Consider the following 19515-nt stretch of genomic DNA (forward strand, 5'->3'; position numbering starts at 1 on the left):
CAAACTCTATGGGGCATCGTATGGACACTCCTGATACCGCTTCGGGCGATATTTGCGAGCTGGACCTGGGTATAGGCGGCATGACCTGCGCGAGCTGCGTGAGCCGCGTGGAGCGTGCGCTGCGCAAGGTGCCGGGCGTGCAGCAGGCCGCGGTGAACCTGGCGACCGAATCGGCGCGCGTGCGCTACGCCGCGGCGCCGGGGCAGGATGCGCAGGCCGTCGAAGGCTTGCTGCGCCGCGCCGTGCGCAATGCCGGCTACGAGCCGCGCAGCGCCGAGGCGCAGCTGCAGGCCGAAGAGGCCTCGCCCTGGGCGGGCTTCGGGCCGGTGGCGCTGGGGCTGCTGCTGTCGGCGCCGCTCGTGCTGCCCATGTTCGCGGAACTGGCGGGTCGGCACTGGATGCTGCCGGCCTGGCTGCAGTTCGTGCTCGCGACGCCGGTGCAGTTCGTGCTCGGGGCGCGGTTTTACAAGGCGGGCTGGCATGCGCTCAAGGCGCGCGCGGGCAACATGGACTTGCTTGTGGCGCTGGGCACGAGCGCGAGCTGGGGCCTGTCGCTGTGGCTGTGGCTGACGGCGCCGCCCGAGCAGATGCCGCACCTGTATTTCGAGGCGTCGGCGGTGGTGATCACGTTGGTGCTGCTGGGCAAGTGGCTGGAAGCGCGCGCCAAGCGCCAGACCACGGCGGCGATCCGCGCGCTGCATGCGCTGCGCCCCGATGTGGCGCACCTGCTCGGGCCGCACGGCGAGGCGGATGTGCCCGTGGCCGAGGTGCTGGTGGGCGACCGCCTCGTGGTGCGCCCGGGCGAGCGCATCCCCGTCGATGGCCGGGTGCTCGAAGGGCAGACGCAGGTCGATGAGTCCATGCTCACGGGCGAGCCGCTGCCGGTGGCGCGCGGGCCAGGCGACGCGCTCACGGGCGGCGCGATCAACGGCGACGGGCGTATCGTGATGCAGGTGACGGCCGTGGGCGCGCAGACGGTGCTCGCGCAGATCATCCGCCTGGTCGAAGACGCGCAGGCGGCCAAGGCGCCGATCCAGCGCCTGGTCGATCGCGTGGCCGCGGTGTTCGTGCCCGTGGTGCTCGCCATTGCGCTGCTCACGCTGCTCGCCTGGCTTGCCACGGGTGCAGGGCTGGAGGCGAGCCTGATCCACGCCGTGGCGGTGCTGGTGATCGCCTGCCCGTGCGCGCTCGGGCTCGCTACGCCCGCAGCCATCATGGTGGGCACGGGCGTGGCGGCGAAAAATGGCATTCTCATCAAGGACGCACAGGCGCTGGAGCTGGCGCACAAGGTCGATACCGTGGCCTTCGACAAAACCGGCACGCTGACCGTGGGCCAGCCGCGCCTCACGGCGTTCGAGCCGCTTGCCGAGCGCGACGCGGCGGCATTGCTGCACGCCGCCGCAGGTCTGCAAAGCGCCAGCACGCACCCGCTCGCGCGTGCCGTGCTGCAGGCAGCGCAGGAGCGCGGTGTGCAGCCCGGCGCCGCAACGGCGGTGCAGGCCGTGCCGGGGCGCGGCATGGAGGGTGAGATCGATGGCCGCAGCTACCTGCTGGGCAGCCTGCGCTGGTTGCAGGAGCTGGGCGCCGACTTGGGGGCGCTGGCCGCGCGCGCGCAAGCATTGCAGCAGCAAGGGGCCACGGTGTCGGCGCTGGCCGAACGCAGCGCGCAGGGCATCGTCATCTGCGCGCTGCTGGCCTTTGGCGACGCGCCCAAGCCCGGCGCGTGCGCGGCGCTCGCAGCGCTCAAGGCGCGCGGCCTGCGCACGGTGATGCTCTCGGGCGACAACCGCGGCGCGGCCGAGGCCATGGCGCGCCAGCTCGGCCTCGACCCCGACGCGGGCGAAGTCATCGCCGAAGTGCTGCCCGGCGACAAGGCAGCGCACGTGCGCGCGCTGCAGACGGGCGGGCATGTGGTGGCGATGGTGGGCGACGGCGTGAACGACGCCCCGGCGCTGGCCGCGGCCGACGTGGGCCTGGCCATGGGCAACGGCACCGACGTGGCCATGCACGCGGCGGGCATCACGCTGATGCGCGGCGACCCGCTGCTCGTGGTGGCGGCGCTCGACATCTCGCGCCGCACGGTGCGCAAGATCCGCGAAAACCTGTTCTGGGCCTTTGCCTACAACGTGGCCGGCATTCCGCTCGCGGCGCTGGGCTACCTGAGCCCGGTAGTTGCCGGCGCGGCCATGGCGTTGAGCTCGGTGAGCGTGATGACGAACGCCCTGTTGCTCAAACGCTGGCGCATGCCTGGGAGCCTGAAAGGCTCCTCAGCACCGCTTCATGATCATTCTGGCTTGCCCGATGGCAGTCCCGCCAGCGAAGAGTTAGGCATCGCTTCGCCTGCTGAGGCTATGCAGCTTGAAGCAAGAACTCGACCTTGACGGCTTCGTACGGGAAGACGATTCCTCCCCCTTCCGCCCGGTCAAGCACGCCCGCGCGCAGGAGAGCCGTCACGTCGCTGTGCACAGCCTTGACGTCTCGATCGACGCGACGCGCTGCTTCCCGGATGGAAACAGGCCCAGCTCCGCAAAGTGCCTTCAACAGTTCCCAGCGCTTGGCGGTGAGAACTTTCCAGAGAAGTTCGGGAGAGGCAAAACTGATCCGAGCCGACCTCTGCGGCTTGCCAGTGCGCCAGGCACTCGCGAAGTCGGCCATCGACTCTTTGGGGGCGCGAACATCAAGAGTGACTGTTTTCATGGTTCCACCTCGCTATGTCTCGCTCGAAGGCAGCGAGAAGTGCCTCGGGCGTGGTGAAGGAGTGGTCGGACTCCTTCTCGCCGTAGTGACGATGATCTCCTTTGCCAACCTCGTTGTCGTAACGAACCACGCAAACGCCGTCAACGACGTAGGCGAGGCGGTACTTGAACTCGTGTGATGACCCGACGACTGGAGCGGGCACCTTCCACAGAACCAGTTCAGCGAACGCATTCTCTGCGTAGACAATGCGCGTTCGCGCGACGAGGGTCGCTTTCATGTTGGCGATGATGTCAACACAAGTGAGTGTTGTCAACTATGCCAACAAATGCGATGGGTGAGATTCCTAACATCCTCTCGCCAGCCGCCTCGCCATCATCCCGCGTCCTAATGAACAATTTTGGTTGAACGCTGGCGCATGCCCGAGTAGGGCACTCTGCGTTGTAGAAAAGGCGGGATTGTCTGGCACACTGCAACATCTTGTTGCACGTGCTGGGTGCGCAAGCAGCTTTTTCGGACACTGAGGTAGGCAAGCCATGAATTTCTTGTTTTGGACGATGCGCCAGTTCACGATCCGTCTGCGCATGCTCGGCGCCATTGCTGTGGTGCTGTTGCTGCTGGCCCTGGTGGGTGGCGCGGGGATGTACGGCATGCTGCGCATCTATTCCTTGAGCGAAAACTTTTTGGCGCAGTCTTACGCCGACGTGGAGCGGCTGGCGCAGCTGCGTTACGCCGTGGGCGCGATGCGTGGGCAGGAAAAAGACATGGCTGGCATGCCCGAGAGCGCGCAGCCCGCGCAAAGTGCATGGCGCGCCGCACTGGAGCAGGCGCAAAAGCAGGCGGCTTTGCTGGCAGATGCTACGGATGGCCCGAAAAAGGCGCTCGCGCAGCGCATCCAGCAACAGCTGGAGAGCTACCGTGCGCAGGCTGGTGGCATGCAGGCGAGTGGCGCGCAGGGCGGCGTCGAGCCCGGGGGGGCGAGTGCCTCCCCCGTATCGCAGGCGCTGGATGCATCGCTACAGGAAATGGCGCAATTGCTGCGCACCAAGGCCGATGCCGCGGTGCAGCAGCAGCATGAGGTCGCCGACCAGACGCGCTTGCTGTTCATCGTGGCGCTGGTGATCGCGGTGCTGGTGGTGGTGCCGCTCACGCTGCTCAACATGGAGTCGATCTGCCGCCCGCTCGCGCAGGCGCGGCGTGTGGCGCAGGCGATTGCCGGCGGGGACTTGGCGCAGACCATCACGGCGCAGGAGCGCGATGAAGCCGCCGACCTGCTGCGCGCCCTGGCCGAAATGCAGCGCGGTCTGGGCACGCTCGTGGCGCAGGTGCGTGACACCAGCGGCGCGATTGCCCTGGCGAGCCAGGAGATCGCGAGCGGAAATGAAGACCTGTCGGCACGCACCGAACAGACGGCCAACCACACGCAGGAGGTGGCGGGCTCGATCGCGCAGCTCACCGGCGTGGTGGAGCATACGGCCTCGGCGTCGCAGCAGGCGCGCCAGATCGTGGGTGCGGCGGCGGACACGGCCACGCAGGGCGGGGCTGTGGTGCAGCAGGCCGTGGCGGGCATGCACGAGATCGCCGCCTCGAGCCGCAAGATCGGCGACATCATCGGCCTGATCGATTCCATTGCTTTCCAGACCAATATCCTCGCGCTCAATGCGGCCGTGGAAGCGGCGCGCGCCGGGGAGCAGGGCCGGGGCTTTGCCGTGGTGGCGAGCGAGGTGCGCAACCTGGCGCAGCGCTCGGCGGCAGCGGCGCGCGACATCAAGGGGCTGATAGACAGCAGCGTGGCGGCAGTGCAAGGCGGCGTGCGCCACGTGGAGGATGCGGGCCGCGCCATGCAGGACATCGTGGCCGGCGTGCAGCGCGTGCGCGACATCATCGGTGAGATTTCCGCGGGCGCCACCGAGCAGTCCGCGGGCATTGCCAAGGTGAGCCAGGCGGCAGGCGAGATCGACCACATGACGCAGCAGAACGCCGCGCTCGTGGAGCAGTCCGCCGCGGCTGCGCAGTCGCTGCACGCGCAGGCCGAACGCCTGTCGCAGGTGGTGCAGCAGTTCCGCCTGGCCGCCGGCAGCGATGTGCCGGCGCTGCGTTGAGTGCTACCACATCGATAGCTTGCAGTGCTTGCCTATTCTGCGCTGCAAGCCATTTTTGCTTGTAATTTGCGGATCGATGTGGCTCAAGCCAGCGTCGGGTAGTCGGTGTAGCCCTTTGCGCCGCCGCCATAGAAGGTGCTTTGGTCGGGCGTGTTCAAAGGGGCGTTGCGGCGCAGGCGTGCCACGAGGTCGGGGTTGGCGATGAAGGGGCGGCCAAAGGCCACGAGGTCGGCCGCGCCCGATGCCACTGCGGCCTCGGCCGCGGCTTTGTCATAGCCGTTGTTGAGCATCCACGCGCCTTTGCCGCCGGCCTGCCGATAGGCGGTCTTGAAGGCCGCGTAGTCGAAGGGGCGCTCGGGGCGTTCGCGCGGGCCGCCCGTGGCGCCCTCGATCACATGCACGTAGGCCAGTCCCAGCGGCGCCAAATGCTTGGCCACGTACTCGTACAGCGGCTGCGGATGCGGCTCGTCGATGTCGTTGGCGGGCGTGACGGGCGAGAGGCGGATGCCCGTGCGCCCGCCGCCGATTTCATCGACGATGGCGCGCGTCACCTCGAGCAGCAAGCGCGCGCGGTTCGGGATGCTGCCGCCGTAGTCGTCCTTGCGGTGGTTGCTGCTGCTCTTGAGGAACTGCTCGAGCAGGTAGCCGTTGGCGGCGTGGATTTCGACCGCGTCAAAGCCGCTCGCGATGGCGTTGCGTGCGGCGTGGCGGTAGTCCTGCACGATGCCGGGCAGCTCGCTGACGTCGAGCGCGCGTGGTTCGGAGGTGTCCGCGAACACGGGCTGGCCATCTTTCAGCAGCACGGTCTTGGTGTGCGCGCGGATCGCCGAGGGTGCGACGGGGGCCTGAAAGTCGGGCTGCAGCTCGACGTGCGAGACGCGGCCCACGTGCCACAGCTGCACCGCGATCTTGCCGCCGGCATCGTGCACGGCCTGCGTCACGCGCCGCCAGCCGTCGAGCTGCTCGGTGCTGTAGAGGCCAGGCACGTCGGCATAGCCCTGTGCCTGCGGCGTGATCGCGGTGGCTTCGCTGATGATCAGGCCGGCGCTTGCGCGCTGGCGGTAATACTCGGCCATGAGCGGCGTGGGCACGGCGCCGGGCGCACGGTTGCGCGTGAGCGGCGCCATGACAATGCGGTTGGCCAGGTGCAGCTCACCGGCTTGCACGGGGTCGAACAAGGTGGGCATGGTGCGGTTTCTCCTTTGGGGATGACAAGTCGTGGAATGAAGCAGGGCCCGATGCTAATGCGGATGGATTGCGTCGTGTTTGCGGTCGGGCATTGCATTTTTTGCACGTGACAATCCACTGCCATGGGTACGGCTGCAGGCGTGCGCGATTTTGCGCATGATGGCGCCCATGCAGACTGAGAACCTTTCTTTTCGCACCGCGCTGTGGCTGGCCGTGGCCTTGTCGCTGGGCGCGGCGGTGTCGCTGGGCATCACGCGCTTTGCCTATGCGCTGATGCTGCCGCCCATGCGCGCCGACCTCGGCTGGTCTTACACGCTCGCAGGGGCCATGAACACTGCGAATGCGCTGGGTTACCTGCTGGGCGCGCTGGCCACGCCGCTTTTGCTGCGGCGCCTCGCGCCGGGCACGCTGCTGCTCGCGGGCAGCGTGCTGGCCACGCTGTTCATGGCGCTCAGCGGTTTTTTCGTCACGCCCGCGCCTTTGCTCGCGCAGCGCCTGCTCGCAGGGGTGGCGAGTGCGCTGGTGTTCGTGACGGGCGGGCTGCTGGCGGCGCGGCTGGGCAGCTTGCATGCGCGGCGCAGCGGTTTGCTGCTGGGGCTTTACTACGGCGGTGCGGGCTGGGGCATCAGCGCGTCGGCCTTGCTCGTGCCCGCAGTGCTGGCGCGCGCGCCAGGGCCGCATGCGTGGGCCTGGGCCTGGTGGGCGCTCGCGGGTGTGTGCGCGCTCGCCACGGCGCTGCTGCGCTGGCCTGCGCGCGTGCTGCGCGGCCTGGACGCAGCACCCGCGGCGGCCACTGGGGCCAGCGCGCCGCAGCCGCAGCAGATGCCTGCAGGCGCGCACGAACCGGCGTCCGCCGCGTCCGCCAGCCCGCAAGAACCGGTGTCCGCTGCGGCCGCCAGCCCGCAAGAACCGGCGTCCGCTACGGCCGCCGGGGGCGCGTCGGACGCGGCGCCGCTGCGCTGGCGGGCATTGGCGCCGGCGCTCGCGGGCTACACCTTGTTCGGCGTGGGCTACATAGGCTACATGACCTTCGTCGTCGCGCTGCTGCGCGAGCAGGGGGCGAGCGGGGCGGCGGTGACTGTGTTCTACGCTTTGCTCGGGCTCGCGGTGCTGCTGTCTTCGCGCATCTGGGCGGGCCTGCTCGACCGTGCCAAGGGCGGCGGGGCGCTTGCGCTGCTCAACGCGCTGCTGGGTGTGGCCACGGTGCTGCCGGCGCTCACGGCGTGGTGGCCCGTGGTGCTGGCTTCGGGCCTGCTGTTTGGCGGGGTGTTTTTGTCGGTCGTGGCTTCGACCACGGCGCTGGTGCGGCACAACCTGCCGCCAACGCGCTGGGCGCTGGGCATCAGCGCCTTCACGATCGTGTTTGCGGCGGGGCAGATCGTCGGGCCCACGGTGGTCGGCTGGATTGCCGACGGGCCCGGCGGCTTGGCGCGCGGCCTGGTGTTTTCGGCCTGCGCGCTGTGGCTTGGCGCGCTGCTCGCGGCACGCCAAAAGCCACTGGGGCAAGTGCCTGCCTGAAGCAGCTTACTTCAGCAGCCCCTCGGCCTTGAGCGCGGCCTGCACGGCGGGGCGTGCGCCTACGCGGGCCTGGTAGGCCTGCAGGTTGGCGAAGCCGGAAATGTCGAACTTGACGAAGCCCGTCCAGCTCAACACGGTGAACAGGTAGCAGTCGGCCACGCTGAACTGCGCGCCGAGCAGGTAGTCCTTGCCCGCGAGTTCGCCGTTGACCCAGGCGAGGCGCTTTTGCAGCTGCTCGCGCACTTGCGCGCGGTATTCGTCGGGCACACCGGGTTTGAACAGCGGGCCGAAGCTCTTGTGCAGCTCGCTCGAGATGAAGGACAGCCACTCTTGCAGACGGTAGCGCGGCATGGTGCCGTTGGCCGGCGCGAGGTTTTTGCCGGGCACCTGGTCGGCGATGTATTGCACGATGACGCCGACTTCGCGCAGGCGCTCGCCGTTGTCGAGCTCAAGCACGGGCACGTAGCCCAGCGGGTTGATGGTGTAGAAGTCGGTGCCGTCCTGCAGTTTGTGGCTTTGCAGGCTGGTGAGCATGGGCGTGAACGGCAGGCCGGCCTCTTGCAGTGCGATGTGCGGGCATAGCGAGCAGGCGCCGGGGCTGTAGTAAAGCTTCATGAAGGGACTCCTTGATTGTGTGATTGAGGGGCTGCGATGTTATGCGGTTGGGCGAAACTCTGCTGGCGCGAGGTGTATGCACGGGGCAGCGTAGGCGCGCTGCGCAGTTTAATGAGAAATTGGGCTTTAGCGCTTATGTAGCAAGCGCTAGCAGCTACTATTTCAATAGTATTTCAGGCGCCGGCCTCACATGCTGAAAATTTTGCCGGGGTTCATGATGTTCTTCGGGTCGAGCGCGCGCTTGATGCTGCGCATGACCTCCACCGCGCCGGCGCCGGCCTCGTCGAGCAAAAAGCCCATTTTGTGCAGGCCCACGCCGTGTTCGCCCGAGCAGGTACCGCCCATGCGCAGCGTGCGCGCGACGAGCTTGTGGTTCAGGTCTTCGGCGATCACGCGCTCCTGCGGGACCTTGGGGTCGATCAGAAAGCCGACGTGGAAGTTGCCGTCGCCCACGTGGCCGACCAAAAAGTAGGGGATGCCGCTGGCTTCGACCTCGGCAATGGTTTCGAGGATGCAGTCCGCGAGCCGGCTGATGGGCACGCAGGTGTCGGTGTTGATGGGGCGCGCGCCGGGGCGCGACTGCAAGGCCGCAAACAGGGCGTTGTGGCGCGCCGACCACAGGCGCGTGCGCTCCTCGGGCGTGACGGCCCATTCGAAGTCCTGTCCGCCGAATTCGTGCGCGATGCCCTGCACGGTCTGCGCCTGCTCTTGGACGCTCGCGGGCGTGCCGTGGAATTCCATCAGCAGCAAGGGTTCTTCACGCAAAGTGAGCTTGCTGTAGCGGTTCAGGCAGGCGACGGATTGGGCGTCTATCAGTTCCACGCGCGCGATCGGCACGCCCAGCTGAATGGTCTGGATCACCGTGCGCACGGCGGCCTCCACGCTGGGGAAGGAGCAGATCGCGGCGGAAATGGCCTCGGGCAATGGGTACAGGCGCAGCGTGACTTCGGTGATCACGCCCAGCGTGCCTTCGCTGCCCACGTACAGGCGCGTGAGGTCGTAGCCGGCGCTGCTCTTTTTGGCGCGCGTGCCGGTGCGTATGACTTCGCCACTCGGCGTGACGACCTGCAGCGCGAGCACGTTTTCGCGCATGGTGCCGTAGCGCACGGCGTTGGTGCCGCTTGCGCGCGTGGAGCACATGCCGCCTATGCTCGCATCGGCGCCGGGGTCTATGGGAAAGAACAGGCCCGTGTGCTTGACGGCTTCGTTGAGCGTCTTGCGCGAGATGCCCGGCTGCACCGTCACGGTGAGATCGTCGGCATCGATCGAAAGCACCTGGTTCATGCGGCTCACGTCCAGGCTGATGCCGCCTTGCACGGCAAGCAGGTGGCCTTCGAGCGAGGAGCCCGCGCCGTAAGGGATCACAGGCACTTCGTGTTCGCTCGCGAGGCGCACGGTGTCGGCCACGTCCTGCGTGCTTTGCGCAAAGAGCACGGCGGCGGGCGGGGGGACGTCGAAGGCGGATTCATCGCGCCCGTGCTGCTCGCGCACGGCCAGCGCGGTGGAGAGCTGCTCGGGGCCAAAGCGCGCGGCCAGCGCTTCGAGAAAGGCCGCAGGCACGGGGCGCTGGTGCACTTCGGGCAAGAGGTGGGCGATGGAGTTCGGGGCGTTCATGGCGTGTCTCCTTTTCGGGGTTGATGACGGCAAGCGCACAGATTACATCAGTGGCGCGGGGCGTGTTGGATGGGTTTTTGGCGGCGCATACAGCATGCGTTTCACGTGAAACCAAGGCCAATCCCCACGCTACGACCATGCAAAGGTGGGAAAATCGCGGCCCGGTTGCGAAAGCGGCATTTGCACCCATTTACCGCCGCTGTCTCGCTTCCTTCTCAAGAATTGACGGGCCGCTTTTCATTTTGCTTTGGCCTCGGAGTGTTTGCATGTTGTACCCCCAGGAATTTGATGTGATCGTCGTCGGCGGTGGCCACGCGGGCACCGAGGCCGCGCTGGCCGCGGCGCGCATGGGCTGCCAGACGCTGCTGCTCACGCACAACATCGAGACGCTCGGGCAGATGAGCTGCAACCCCAGCATAGGCGGCATAGGCAAGGGCCATCTCGTGAAAGAGGTCGATGCGCTCGGCGGCGCGATGGCCCTGGCCACTGACGAGGCGGGCATACAGTTTCGCATCCTCAATGCGAGCAAGGGGCCGGCCGTGCGTGCCACGCGCGCGCAGGCCGACCGCGTGCTCTACAAGGCAGCGATACGCCGCCGTCTCGAAAACCAGCCGAACCTTTGGCTGTTCCAGCAGGCCGTCGATGACCTGATGCTCGAAGGCGATCGCGTGGTCGGCGCGGTGACGCAGGTGGGCATACGCTTTCGCGGGCGCACCGTGGTGCTCACGGCGGGCACCTTTCTCGACGGGCGCATCCACGTGGGGCTGGACAACTACCCCGCGGGCCGCGCGGGCGATCCGCCTGCGCTGCGGCTGTCGGCGCGGCTCAAGGAGCTGCAGCTGCCGCAAGGGCGCCTCAAAACCGGCACGCCGCCGCGCATCGACGGGCGCACGATAGACTTTTCGCAGTGCGAGGAGCAGCCCGGCGACGGCATGCCAGGCGGCGTTGGCGAGGACAAGCCCGTGCCGGTGTTCAGCTTCATGGGCCGGCCCGAGATGCACCCGCGCCAGTTGCCGTGCTGGATCACGCGCACCACGGCGCGCACGCACGAGATCATCCGCAGCGGCTTCGATCGCAGCCCCATGTTCATGGGCAAGATCGAGGGCGTGGGCCCGCGCTACTGTCCGAGCGTGGAGGACAAGATCAACCGCTTTGCAGACAAGGAAAGCCACCAGATCTTCCTCGAGCCCGAGGGCCTGAGCACGCACGAGTTTTACCCCAACGGCATCAGCACCAGCCTGCCGTTCGACATCCAGCTCGCGATGGTGCGCAGCATGCCGGGGCTGGAAAACGCGCACATTTTGCGCCCCGGCTACGCGATCGAGTACGACTACTTCGACCCGCGCGCACTGCAGAGCAACTTCGAGACGCGCCAGATCCGCGGGCTGTTCTTCGCGGGGCAGATCAACGGCACCACGGGCTACGAAGAAGCGGCCGCGCAAGGGCTGTTTGCGGGCATCAATGCGGCCCTGCAGGTCCAGGGCGCGGCGCCTTGGCTGCCGGGGCGCGATGAGGCCTACCTGGGCGTGCTCGTCGATGACCTGATCACCAAGGGCGTGACCGAGCCCTACCGCATGTTCACGAGCCGCGCGGAGTTTCGCCTGCAGCTGCGTGAAGACAACGCCGACATGCGCCTGACCGAAGCAGGCCGGCGCATGGGCCTGGTCGATGACGCGCGCTGGGACGCGTTTTGCCGCAAGCGCGACGCCGTGGCACGTGAAACGGAACGCCTGAAATCCACCTGGGTCAACCCGCGCGTGCTGCCGGCCGAAGAATCGGAGCGCGTGCTCGGCAAGGCGATAGAGCGCGAATACAACCTGTTCGAGCTGCTGCGCCGCCCGAACGTGGGCTACGAGGCCCTGATGTCGCTCGATGGCGGCAAGTACGCGAGCAGCGAGGTTTCACGTGAAACGCTGGGCGAGCTGAGCGCGCCCGTGATCGAGCAGGTCGAAATCGCCGCGAAGTACGCAGGCTACATCGACCGGCAAAAAACCGAAGTCGAGCGTGCCGCGTACTTCGAGAAGCTGCGCCTGCCCGCCGACATCGACTACATGCAGGTCAGCGCGCTGAGCTTCGAGGCGCGTCAGGCGCTGATGCGCCACCGGCCCGAGACCCTGGGCATGGCTTCGCGTATCACGGGCATCACACCCGCGGCGATTTCGCTGCTGCTCGTGCATCTCAAAAAAGGCGGGTTCAAAGGCTTTGCTGCCGAGGCGCGCGCGACTGGGGACGAAGCAGAAACCGCATCGAACGGGCAGGCCGCATGAGCGCGCCGGCGCGCGCGGACCTGCGCGAAGCGCTGCTGGCGGGCGCGGCAACTTTGCAGCTTGATCTCGGCGCGGCGCAAGTCGATCAGCTGCTGGCCTACCTCGATCTGCTGCAAAAGTGGAACAAGGTTTATAACCTCACCGCGGTGCGCGATCCGGCAGAGATGCTCACGCACCACCTGCTCGACAGCTTGGCCGTGATCCGGCCGCTGCGCCAGCACACGCAAGGCCGCGCCGCGCGCTTGCTCGACGTGGGCTCGGGCGGCGGTCTGCCGGGCGTGGTCGTGGCGATCTGTTGCCCCGAAATCGACGTGACTTGCGTGGATACCGTGGCGAAAAAAGCCGCGTTCGTCCAGCAGGTGGCGGTGAGCCTGCGGCTTGCGAACCTGCACGGCCTGCACGCGCGCGTGGAATCCCTGCAGGCAGAGCAGGGCGGCGGCTACGACGTGGTGTGCGCGCGCGCCTTTGCGAGCCTGGCCGACTTCGTGCAGTGGTCGCGCGCGGCGCTGGGGCCAGGCAGTGTGTGGCTGGCCATGAAGGGCAAGCACCCGGCAGACGAAATCGCCACGCTGCCACCCTGGGCTGAGGTGTTTCACGTGGAACCGCTGCAGGTGCCGGGGTTGCATGCCGAGCGCTGCATCGTCTGGCTGCGCGAGCGTGCGCAGGTCGCGGGCATAAACCCGGCTTGTTAGACTTCAGCCCCCGCAAGCATTTCCAGCCGCAGACCGACGCCATGGCCCACATTTTTTGCATCGCAAACCAGAAAGGCGGGGTGGGCAAGACCACCACCACCGTGAACCTGGCCGCCGGCCTGGCCCAGATCGGCCAACGCGTGCTCCTGGTCGATCTGGACCCGCAGGGCAACGCCACCATGGGCTCGGGCGTGGACAAGCGCGGCCTCAAGCTGTCGGTCTATGAGGTGCTGCTCGAATCCGCCGGCGTGCGCGAGGCGGTGCAGCGCGCCCCTGCGGCGGGCTACGACGTGCTCGGCGCGAACCGCGAACTTGCGGGCGCCGAGGTGGAACTCGTCGCGCTTGCGCAGCGCGAACGCCGCCTCAAGGCCGCGCTCGCGCAGGTGGCGCAAGATTACGACTTCGTGCTCATCGACTGCCCCCCGTCGCTGGGCCTGCTCACGCTCAACGGCCTGTGCGCCGCGCACGGTGTGATCGTGCCCATGCAATGCGAATACTTCGCGCTCGAAGGGCTCAGCGACTTGGTCAACACCATCAAACAGGTGCACGCCAAGCTCAATCCCGACCTGCAGATCATCGGCATTCTGCGCGTGATGTTCGACCCGCGCATCACCTTGCAGCAGCAGGTCAGCGAGCAGCTCAAAGGGCATTTTGGCGACAAGGTGTTCGACACCGTGATCCCGCGCAACGTGCGCCTGGCCGAGGCACCGAGCTACGGCCAGCCCGGCGTGGTGTTCGACCCCGCGGCCAAGGGCAGCCAGGCATTCGTCGCATTTGCGAGCGAGATGGTCGCGCGCGTGCAGCGCCTGTGACCCGCCGGGCTATCAGAAATCACAACGAAATTGGCCTCCAGCCCTTATCCATCAAGCGCTGGCGGCTATTGAAGATGAAGCAATCTCCGCATATCCTGCTGCTGCCGGGCTGGCAAGGCTCGGGGGACGATCACTGGCAAAGCCACTGGGAGCGGAGCTACGGCTACCAGCGCGTGCAGCAGCACGACTGGCAGCGCCCCTTGCGCGGCGACTGGACGGCGCGGCTCGAAGAATGCGTGCTGGATGCGCCCGCGCCGGTGGTGTTGGTGGCGCACAGTCTGGGCTGCATCCTCACGGCCTGGTGGGCCGCGCATTCGCGCCACACGGTGCGCGTGCAGGCGGCGCTGCTCGTCGCCCCGGGCGACGTGGAGCAGCCCGAACTTGCCGCGCAGCTGCCCGGCTGGGCGCCGATGGCGCGCAAGCCTTTGCCTTTCACCAGCTGGCTCGTGGCCAGCCGCGACGACCCCTATTGCAGCTTTGCGCGCGCGCAGGCGCTCGCAGCCGACTGGGGCGCGCGCCTGATCGACCACGGCGCCTGCGGCCACATCAACGCTGAATCCGGGCTGGGAGCCTGGCCCGCGGGCAAGGCCTTGCTCGATTCTTTACTGGCGGTCTGAAGAACTATTTCCACCATGGTCACGAAAAAACCCAAAGGACTGGGCCGCGGCCTCGAGGCGCTGCTCGGCCCCGCGCTCGGCGAAGCGCCCCAAGAAGCCGCCGGCCAGCCCGCGAGCCTGCCGCTGGCCGCGCTGCTGCCCGGCGCCTACCAGCCGCGCACGCGCATGGACGAAGGCGCGCTCTACGAGCTGGCCGAGAGCATCCGCGCGCAGGGCGTGATGCAGCCGGTGCTCGTGCGCCCGCTGGCCGATGCACGCGCGCAAGAGCGCCTTGCCGCGCAGCGCAGCGCCGCCGGCGCGATGGCGGCTACCAATGTTGGTATGGCTGACGGCGCAGGGCAGGGCGCAGCCGCGCCGCAGGCCGAGGTGACGGGCTCTTACAGCGGCCCCTGGTACGAAATCATCGCGGGCGAGCGGCGCGTGCGCGCTGCGCGCATCGCGGGCCTGGATGCAGTGCCCGTGCTCGTGCGCGACGTGCCCGACGAAGCCGCGGCGGTGATGGCGTTGATCGAAAACATCCAGCGCGAAGACCTGAACCCGCTCGAAGAGGCGCAGGGCCTCGCGCGCCTGGTGAGCGAATTCGGCCTCACGCACGAGCAGGCCGCGCAGGCCGTGGGGCGCTCGCGCAGCGCCGCGAGCAACCTGCTGCGCCTGCTCAACCTCGCCGAGCCCGTGCAAACCCTGCTCATGGCCGGCGACATCGACATGGGCCACGCGCGCGCGCTGCTCGCGCTCGACCGCGCCACGCAAATCACCGCGGGCCACCAGATCGCCGCAAAAAAGCTCTCGGTGCGCGAGGCCGAGGCGCTCGTGAAAAAGCTGGCCACTGCCGCCGACGCCACCCCGGCCGCAACGCGCGCGCCGCAAAAATCGGGCGACTGGTTGCACGTGGAACAAGAGCTGTCCGACCTGCTCATGGCCACGGTGACGATACGCCTCAAAAAACGCGCCGCGGGCGAACTCGCGATTTCCTTCGGCTCGCTCGACGCGCTCGACGGCTTGCTAGAGCGCCTGCGCGGCGGGCAGGGCTGAGAGGCGGAGCAACGCGAGCCCCAGGCGTTCCGCCCCGCGCCTCAACCTTCCGCTGCTAGCTGCCGCCGCGCATCCGCGTTTCGCCACCGCAACCCCCACCATGCTGTCGCGCCTGCTCCCCTGGCCCCTGCCGGCACTCCTCAGCTGGCTTGGCGCATGGATTCTGTTCACGCAGCTGCAGCGCTGGATGGCGCCCACGCCCGCGCTGCTTGCAGCGTGTGCGTTCGGCGTGCTGGCCAGCGTGCTCGGCAACAACTGGTGGCGGCGCGCGCTCATCGCTGTGGGCTTTCCGCTCGCGCTCGCACTCAGTGGAGCATTGGCATTCGCCCCCTGGGCCTGGCTGCTGCCGTTGGGTGCCTTGCTGCTCGTCTATCCGCTGCACGCCTGGCGCGACGCACCCCTGTTTCCCACGTCGGAAGGGGCGCTGCTGCACCTGCCCGCGCACGCGCCGCTCGAACCCGGTGCTGCGGTGCTCGACGCCGGCTGCGGCCTGGGCCACGGCCTGTGGGCGCTCGCGCAAGCCTACCCTTTGGCGCGCATTCATGGTATCGAGCGCAGCCGATTGCTGCACGCGCTGTGCGCGCGCCGCTGCCCCTGGGCGAGCGTGCAGCGCGGCGACATGTGGCAAGCCCATTGGGGCGCGTACCAGCTCGTTTATCTGTTTCAGCGCCCCGAATCCATGGCCCGCGCCGCCGCCAAAGCGCAGGCCGAGATGGCACCCGGCAGCTGGCTCGTGAGCCTGGATTTCGCCATTCCCGCGGTTTCGCCCAGCGCGCGTTTGCGCACGGCAGGTGGGCGCATGCTGTGGATTTACCGCTTGCCGTTGCGGTCTGCACAAGCGGGTGCAGACAGCATGCCAGCACCCGAAAACTCCTGAAACGGGAGCGCGTTACGCTTTCTGCATAAGGCCTCAATGGCGAAATGTCTCAGAAAGTCTTGACGACGCGGCATCCCTCGCGCCCGCCAATTTCAGACCCGTGGCAACTTAGGCATGCTCGGCCACGCTGAAGGTGGTGATCAGCGGATGGCCTTTCACGTCCATTGGGAACTCGGATAAGTAGAGCGCCGTAGCCTCGCGCAAGTTGGCAATGGCTTCTTCCACCGTCTCACCTTGCGTGGTCGTGCCAGTCTCTGGGTTCAAGGCGACGTAGCCACCTTCTTCGGCGGGGGTCAGGATTGCTGTGAGTTCCATGGGTTTTTCTCCTGGCGCAAAAGTGCATTCTCACTTACTGGCATCGGTCGTCGCTCGCCGCTGCGGTATCCGAACCATCACACAGATACCCCAAGCGACTGCCACAAGGCCAGCAGCCCGCAAGCAGAGCCCGCCCTCACCGATACTGCCGCAAATACTTCCATTCGAACGCGCGCTTGGCCCAGTGCATGAGGCGCAGCGGGGGCAGCACGATGTTGCGCTCGGGCGTGCGCCAGATCAGCGTGCCGTGGCTCAGCGAGTCGATGATGCACGCGAGCTCGACCTTGAAGGTGGCGGTCTGCGGTGCGCCGCGCAGGCCCGCGAGCAGGTTTTGCGCGGCGGCCGCGGCCTGCAGGTCGGCCATGTGCGCCTGCTTGGGCATCCAGTCGGGGCCCGGAAAGCTGCCCGAGTCGCCCACCACGTAGCAATGCTCCCAGCCAGGTATGCGGCACTGCGCGTCGGCCTGGATCAGCCCGCCGGGCGAGCGCGGCAGCGTGGTCTGGTCGAACCAGGCGTTGCCCGTCATGCCGGGCATGAACAGGATCAAATCGGCTGCGATCGCGCCACCCTCGGTCAGCACCTGCTGCGGCTCGAAGCCGCGCAGCTTGTGGCCCAGGTGCGTGCGTATGCCGCGCGCAGCCATCAGCGCGAGCAGGCGCGGTACGGCCTTGCCACCCAGGCGGGCGCCCGGCTCGGTCGAGGGGTTGAAGAACACGAGCTCGAACTGCGCGCGCCGGCCCTCGCGCCGCAGCAGCGTGTCGAGGCCGAACAGGTACTCGAACATCGGCCCGCCGCGCATCGCGCTGGGCTCGTTCGGGTTGCCGGCAAAGCCGATGGCGATGGTGCCGCCGCGCATCGCACGCAGGCGCTCGCGTATTTGCTCGGCCGCGGCGATGCCTTCGCAAGGGACGATCGCGTGCTCTATGCCGGGCAGCTTTTTGATGAAGCGCCCGCCCGTCGCGATCACGAGCGCATCGTTGGCCACGTCGCCCGCGCTCGTGTGTACCACGCGCCCGCCGTCCTGCAGCCCCGTCACCTCGGCGGCCATGTGCTGCACGCCCATGCGCGCAAAAAAGCCCTGCAGCGGCACCACCAACTGCTCGCGCCGGCGCAGCCCGCTCGGAATCCAGATGCTGCCCGGCAGGTAATGCAGCTCGGCGCGTGGCGCCACCAGCGTAATGCGGGCCTGTGGCGCGAGCCGGCGCAGCGCCCGCACCGTGGAGAGCGCGCCAAAGCCCGCGCCAAGAATGCAGATCGAAGGAGGCTGGGTCATGGTATCGAGGCGGTAGAAAAATTGGAGCTAGGAGCCTGTCGGGCTTTGGGCGTCGAAAGCGAGAATGTGCCTCAGCGAGACCAGTTTTTGCCGGATTCGCCGCCCCATAGCGGGACTATGGGGCAAGAAGCCGGTGAAAAGTGGGCCGCTGCGGCGCATTCGCAGCCGACGATTCCAAAGTCCGACAGGCTCCTAGAGCATAAAACGAAGCGCCGCGGCCAGCCCCAAGGCCAGCGTACAGGCCGGCCCCGAAAACAGCACGCGCCACGGCCAGGCGCGCGGCACGAAGCCCACGCCGCGCACCAGGCCCGCACTCATGGCCCACAGCAGCAGCATGGCCAGGCCATGGTCGGCGCGGCCCGCGGCGTCGGTGAACAGCAGCGGGTAGGCGCTACCCCCGAGCATGATGGCCAGCCCCACGAGCAGGCAGGGCCAGTGCAGGCGCGTGCCGGCAGGCTCGGGCTGGAGCGGGCGCTCTTGCGCATCCTCCTTCGCACCCGTATGTGCATTGGTCTGTGCGGCCGTCGGTGCGCCGTCGGCTTTCAGAGAATTTTCAGTCATTTAGGCACCTAACGCAGCTGGGGCAAGCGCTTCAAGCTTCTGAATCAGGAGCATGCGAGGCGTTGCGCGCCTCTTCGTTTTCGCCCCACATGGCGTTCAAAATGGCCAGCAGCACGGCAAAGCCGACGCCCAGCATCCAGGCAAAGTACCACATGTTTTTTTCCTTCCTTGGGTGGAGATGGCGGGGCTCAATAGGCGCCGTGTTCGTTTTCGCGAATGTACGCGGCGGTGACCTTGCCGCGCATTACGCTGTAGGCCCAGCCGGTGTAGAGCACGATCAGCGGCATGAAGATCACGGTGGCCCAGAACATGATGCCCAGCGTGAGATGGCTCGAGACGCTGTCCCACACCGTCAGGCTCGCGGCCGGCATGCTGCTCGAGGGCATCACGAAGGGGAACATGCTCGCGCCCGCGGTGCCGATCACGCCCAGCAGCGCGAGCGCCGAGGTGACGAACGCGCACAGCGTGCGCCGCGCACGCAGCAGCATGGTGGTGAGCAGCGCGCCGCCCACGCCTAGCGCGGGCAGCAGCCACAAGAGCGGCTGGCGCGCGTAGTTGGCCATCCAGGCGCCGGCCTCGCGCACCACGGTCTTGGTCAGCGGGTCGGGCATGGCGCCGGGGTCTATGGGCGAGGTGATCTTGTAGCCCGGGATGGATTGCAGCCAGAACCCTGCCGCAAGGAAGGCCAGCACCATGACGATAGCCGCGCCCGTGGCGCCGCGGATGGCGCGCGCCTGGATGGCACCCTCGGTGCGGTGCGCGAGGTAGGCGCCGCCGTGCATGGTGATCATGGCGCTCGAGACCACGCCCGCGAGCAGCGCGAACGGGTTGAGAAGCTGCCAGAAGCTGCCGCTGTAGCTCGGCACCATTTGCGCGTCGAACTGGAACGGCACGCCTTGCAGCAGGTTGCCAAAGGCCACGCCGAAGATCAGCGGCGGCACGGCGCCGCCGACGAACAGGCCCCAGTCCCAGGTCTTGCGCCAGGTTGGGTTGTCGATCTTGCTGCGGTAGTCGAAGCCCACGGGGCGAAAAAACAGCGCCCACAGCACGGCGAGCATGGCCCAGTAAAAGCCGCTGAAGGCCGTGGCATACACGAGCGGCCAGGCGGCAAAGATCGCGCCGCCCGCGGTGATGAACCACACCTGGTTGCCGTCCCAGTGCGGGCCTATGGTGTTGATGACCACGCGCCGCTCCAGGTCGCTTTTGCCGACGAAGGGCAGCAGCGTGCCCACGCCCATGTCGTGGCCGTCCATGACGGCAAAGCCCAGCAGCAGCACGCCCACGAGCAGCCACCAAATGATCTTGAGGGTTGGATAGTCGATCATGCGTTTTCTCCTT

At 67.6% G+C, this 19515-nt stretch carries 19 protein-coding genes; 9 read left to right on the forward strand and 10 right to left on the reverse strand.

The genetic code is table 11. The features are described 5' to 3' along the window. The first annotated feature begins 20 nt into the window (after window positions 1–20). Complete coding sequence (locus tag FK527_RS07575) at window positions 21–2381, forward strand: heavy metal translocating P-type ATPase (protein ID WP_144731925.1); 2361 nt, start codon at window positions 21–23, stop codon at window positions 2379–2381. Here FK527_RS07575 and FK527_RS07580 read toward each other — a convergent pair. Together FK527_RS07580 and FK527_RS07585 are read right to left on the reverse strand one after the other, a co-directional pair. After that, the gene (locus FK527_RS07580; RefSeq protein WP_144731928.1) at window positions 2350–2697 is read right to left on the reverse strand and encodes an HVO_A0114 family putative DNA-binding protein; all 348 of its coding nucleotides are present in this window, start codon (window positions 2695–2697) and stop codon (window positions 2350–2352) included. The genes FK527_RS07575 and FK527_RS07580 overlap by 32 nt on opposite strands. Further along, a complete protein-coding gene (locus FK527_RS07585) occupies window positions 2678–2974 on the reverse strand; it encodes a toxin-antitoxin system TumE family protein (RefSeq protein WP_144731931.1) in 297 nt (98 codons plus the stop codon). The genes FK527_RS07580 and FK527_RS07585 overlap by 20 nt, the downstream gene beginning before the upstream one ends. Window positions 2975–3230: 256 nt before the next feature. Here FK527_RS07585 and FK527_RS07590 point away from each other — a divergent pair, with 256 nt between their 5' ends. After that, complete coding sequence (locus tag FK527_RS07590; protein WP_144731934.1) at window positions 3231–4796, forward strand: methyl-accepting chemotaxis protein; 1566 nt, start codon at window positions 3231–3233, stop codon at window positions 4794–4796. Window positions 4797–4879: 83 nt separating this feature from the next. On the opposite strand, the gene FK527_RS07595 is transcribed toward FK527_RS07590, so the two are convergent. Further along, a complete protein-coding gene (locus FK527_RS07595; protein WP_144731937.1) occupies window positions 4880–5983 on the reverse strand; it encodes an alkene reductase in 1104 nt (367 codons plus the stop codon). Between the two features lie 169 nt (window positions 5984–6152). Here FK527_RS07595 and FK527_RS07600 point away from each other — a divergent pair, with 169 nt between their 5' ends. Next, the gene (locus FK527_RS07600) at window positions 6153–7502 is read left to right on the forward strand and encodes a YbfB/YjiJ family MFS transporter (protein ID WP_246072709.1); all 1350 of its coding nucleotides are present in this window, start codon (window positions 6153–6155) and stop codon (window positions 7500–7502) included. 6 nt (window positions 7503–7508) lie between these two features. Here FK527_RS07600 and gstA read toward each other — a convergent pair whose 3' ends face one another. Further along, complete coding sequence (gene gstA / locus FK527_RS07605; RefSeq protein WP_144731940.1) at window positions 7509–8117, reverse strand: glutathione transferase GstA; 609 nt, start codon at window positions 8115–8117, stop codon at window positions 7509–7511. 186 nt (window positions 8118–8303) lie between these two features. Then, window positions 8304–9731, reverse strand: coding sequence for an FAD-binding oxidoreductase (locus FK527_RS07610; protein ID WP_144731943.1), 1428 nt, complete (start codon window positions 9729–9731; stop codon window positions 8304–8306). A gap of 266 nt (window positions 9732–9997) precedes the next feature. Here FK527_RS07610 and mnmG point away from each other — a divergent pair, with 266 nt between their 5' ends. From mnmG to FK527_RS07640, 6 genes are all read left to right on the forward strand, one after another. Next, window positions 9998–11998, forward strand: a complete 2001-nt coding sequence (gene mnmG / locus FK527_RS07615) for a tRNA uridine-5-carboxymethylaminomethyl(34) synthesis enzyme MnmG (RefSeq protein ID WP_144731946.1) — start codon at window positions 9998–10000, stop codon at window positions 11996–11998. Further along, window positions 11995–12690 carry a 16S rRNA (guanine(527)-N(7))-methyltransferase RsmG gene (rsmG, locus tag FK527_RS07620; RefSeq protein WP_144731949.1) on the forward strand — a complete coding sequence of 232 codons (696 nt, stop codon included), beginning with the start codon at window positions 11995–11997 and terminating at the stop codon, window positions 12688–12690. Before mnmG ends, rsmG begins: the two co-directional genes overlap by 4 nt. 41 nt (window positions 12691–12731) lie before the next feature. Then, a complete protein-coding gene (locus tag FK527_RS07625) occupies window positions 12732–13502 on the forward strand; it encodes a ParA family protein (protein ID WP_144731952.1) in 771 nt (256 codons plus the stop codon). Between the two features lie 74 nt (window positions 13503–13576). Further along, window positions 13577–14119, forward strand: coding sequence for an RBBP9/YdeN family alpha/beta hydrolase (locus tag FK527_RS07630; protein WP_144731954.1), 543 nt, complete (start codon window positions 13577–13579; stop codon window positions 14117–14119). Between the two features lie 15 nt (window positions 14120–14134). Then, entirely contained in the window at window positions 14135–15151 is a 1017-nt protein-coding gene (locus FK527_RS07635) for a ParB/RepB/Spo0J family partition protein (protein WP_144731957.1), read from the forward strand. Window positions 15152–15251: 100 nt separating this feature from the next. Continuing rightward, complete coding sequence (locus tag FK527_RS07640; protein WP_144731960.1) at window positions 15252–16028, forward strand: class I SAM-dependent methyltransferase; 777 nt, start codon at window positions 15252–15254, stop codon at window positions 16026–16028. 108 nt (window positions 16029–16136) lie between these two features. On the opposite strand, the gene FK527_RS07645 is transcribed toward FK527_RS07640, so the two are convergent. The 5 genes from FK527_RS07645 to cydB all read right to left on the reverse strand — a co-directional run bounded on the left by FK527_RS07645 (window position 16137) and on the right by cydB (window position 19502). Further along, window positions 16137–16343, reverse strand: coding sequence for a type II toxin-antitoxin system HicB family antitoxin (locus FK527_RS07645; RefSeq protein WP_144731963.1), 207 nt, complete (start codon window positions 16341–16343; stop codon window positions 16137–16139). 136 nt (window positions 16344–16479) lie between these two features. Beyond that, window positions 16480–17616, reverse strand: a complete 1137-nt coding sequence (locus FK527_RS07650; RefSeq protein ID WP_144731966.1) for an NAD(P)/FAD-dependent oxidoreductase — start codon at window positions 17614–17616, stop codon at window positions 16480–16482. A 192-nt stretch (window positions 17617–17808) separates the two neighbouring features. Further along, window positions 17809–18177, reverse strand: coding sequence for a cyd operon YbgE family protein (locus FK527_RS07655; RefSeq protein WP_144731969.1), 369 nt, complete (start codon window positions 18175–18177; stop codon window positions 17809–17811). A 31-nt stretch (window positions 18178–18208) separates the two neighbouring features. Then, window positions 18209–18331 carry a cytochrome bd-I oxidase subunit CydX gene (cydX, locus tag FK527_RS07660; protein WP_114484064.1) on the reverse strand — a complete coding sequence of 41 codons (123 nt, stop codon included), beginning with the start codon at window positions 18329–18331 and terminating at the stop codon, window positions 18209–18211. A gap of 34 nt (window positions 18332–18365) precedes the next feature. Beyond that, entirely contained in the window at window positions 18366–19502 is a 1137-nt protein-coding gene (gene cydB, locus FK527_RS07665; RefSeq protein ID WP_144731972.1) for a cytochrome d ubiquinol oxidase subunit II, read from the reverse strand. Between the last annotated feature and the right edge of the window lie 13 nt (window positions 19503–19515).

The organism is Extensimonas perlucida (assembly GCF_007655255.1).
In the GTDB taxonomy this organism is placed as follows: domain Bacteria; phylum Pseudomonadota; class Gammaproteobacteria; order Burkholderiales; family Burkholderiaceae_C; genus Extensimonas; species Extensimonas perlucida.

Coding starts and splice junctions, on each gene's coding strand:
- FK527_RS07585 (WP_144731931.1), bottom strand. CDS start 2,974: ATGAAAGCGACCCTCGTCGCGCGAACGCGCATTGTCTACGCAGAGAAT.
- FK527_RS07590 (WP_144731934.1), top strand. CDS start 3,231: ATGAATTTCTTGTTTTGGACGATGCGCCAGTTCACGATCCGTCTGCGC.
- cydX (WP_114484064.1), bottom strand. CDS start 18,331: ATGTGGTACTTTGCCTGGATGCTGGGCGTCGGCTTTGCCGTGCTGCTG.
- FK527_RS07580 (WP_144731928.1), bottom strand. CDS start 2,697: ATGAAAACAGTCACTCTTGATGTTCGCGCCCCCAAAGAGTCGATGGCC.
- cydB (WP_144731972.1), bottom strand. CDS start 19,502: ATGATCGACTATCCAACCCTCAAGATCATTTGGTGGCTGCTCGTGGGC.
- mnmG (WP_144731946.1), top strand. CDS start 9,998: ATGTTGTACCCCCAGGAATTTGATGTGATCGTCGTCGGCGGTGGCCAC.
- FK527_RS07630 (WP_144731954.1), top strand. CDS start 13,577: ATGAAGCAATCTCCGCATATCCTGCTGCTGCCGGGCTGGCAAGGCTCG.
- FK527_RS07635 (WP_144731957.1), top strand. CDS start 14,135: ATGGTCACGAAAAAACCCAAAGGACTGGGCCGCGGCCTCGAGGCGCTG.
- FK527_RS07655 (WP_144731969.1), bottom strand. CDS start 18,177: ATGACTGAAAATTCTCTGAAAGCCGACGGCGCACCGACGGCCGCACAG.
- rsmG (WP_144731949.1), top strand. CDS start 11,995: ATGAGCGCGCCGGCGCGCGCGGACCTGCGCGAAGCGCTGCTGGCGGGC.
- FK527_RS07640 (WP_144731960.1), top strand. CDS start 15,252: ATGCTGTCGCGCCTGCTCCCCTGGCCCCTGCCGGCACTCCTCAGCTGG.
- FK527_RS07610 (WP_144731943.1), bottom strand. CDS start 9,731: ATGAACGCCCCGAACTCCATCGCCCACCTCTTGCCCGAAGTGCACCAG.
- FK527_RS07600 (WP_246072709.1), top strand. CDS start 6,153: ATGCAGACTGAGAACCTTTCTTTTCGCACCGCGCTGTGGCTGGCCGTG.
- FK527_RS07650 (WP_144731966.1), bottom strand. CDS start 17,616: ATGACCCAGCCTCCTTCGATCTGCATTCTTGGCGCGGGCTTTGGCGCG.
- FK527_RS07595 (WP_144731937.1), bottom strand. CDS start 5,983: ATGCCCACCTTGTTCGACCCCGTGCAAGCCGGTGAGCTGCACCTGGCC.
- gstA (WP_144731940.1), bottom strand. CDS start 8,117: ATGAAGCTTTACTACAGCCCCGGCGCCTGCTCGCTATGCCCGCACATC.
- FK527_RS07645 (WP_144731963.1), bottom strand. CDS start 16,343: ATGGAACTCACAGCAATCCTGACCCCCGCCGAAGAAGGTGGCTACGTC.
- FK527_RS07625 (WP_144731952.1), top strand. CDS start 12,732: ATGGCCCACATTTTTTGCATCGCAAACCAGAAAGGCGGGGTGGGCAAG.
- FK527_RS07575 (WP_144731925.1), top strand. CDS start 21: ATGGACACTCCTGATACCGCTTCGGGCGATATTTGCGAGCTGGACCTG.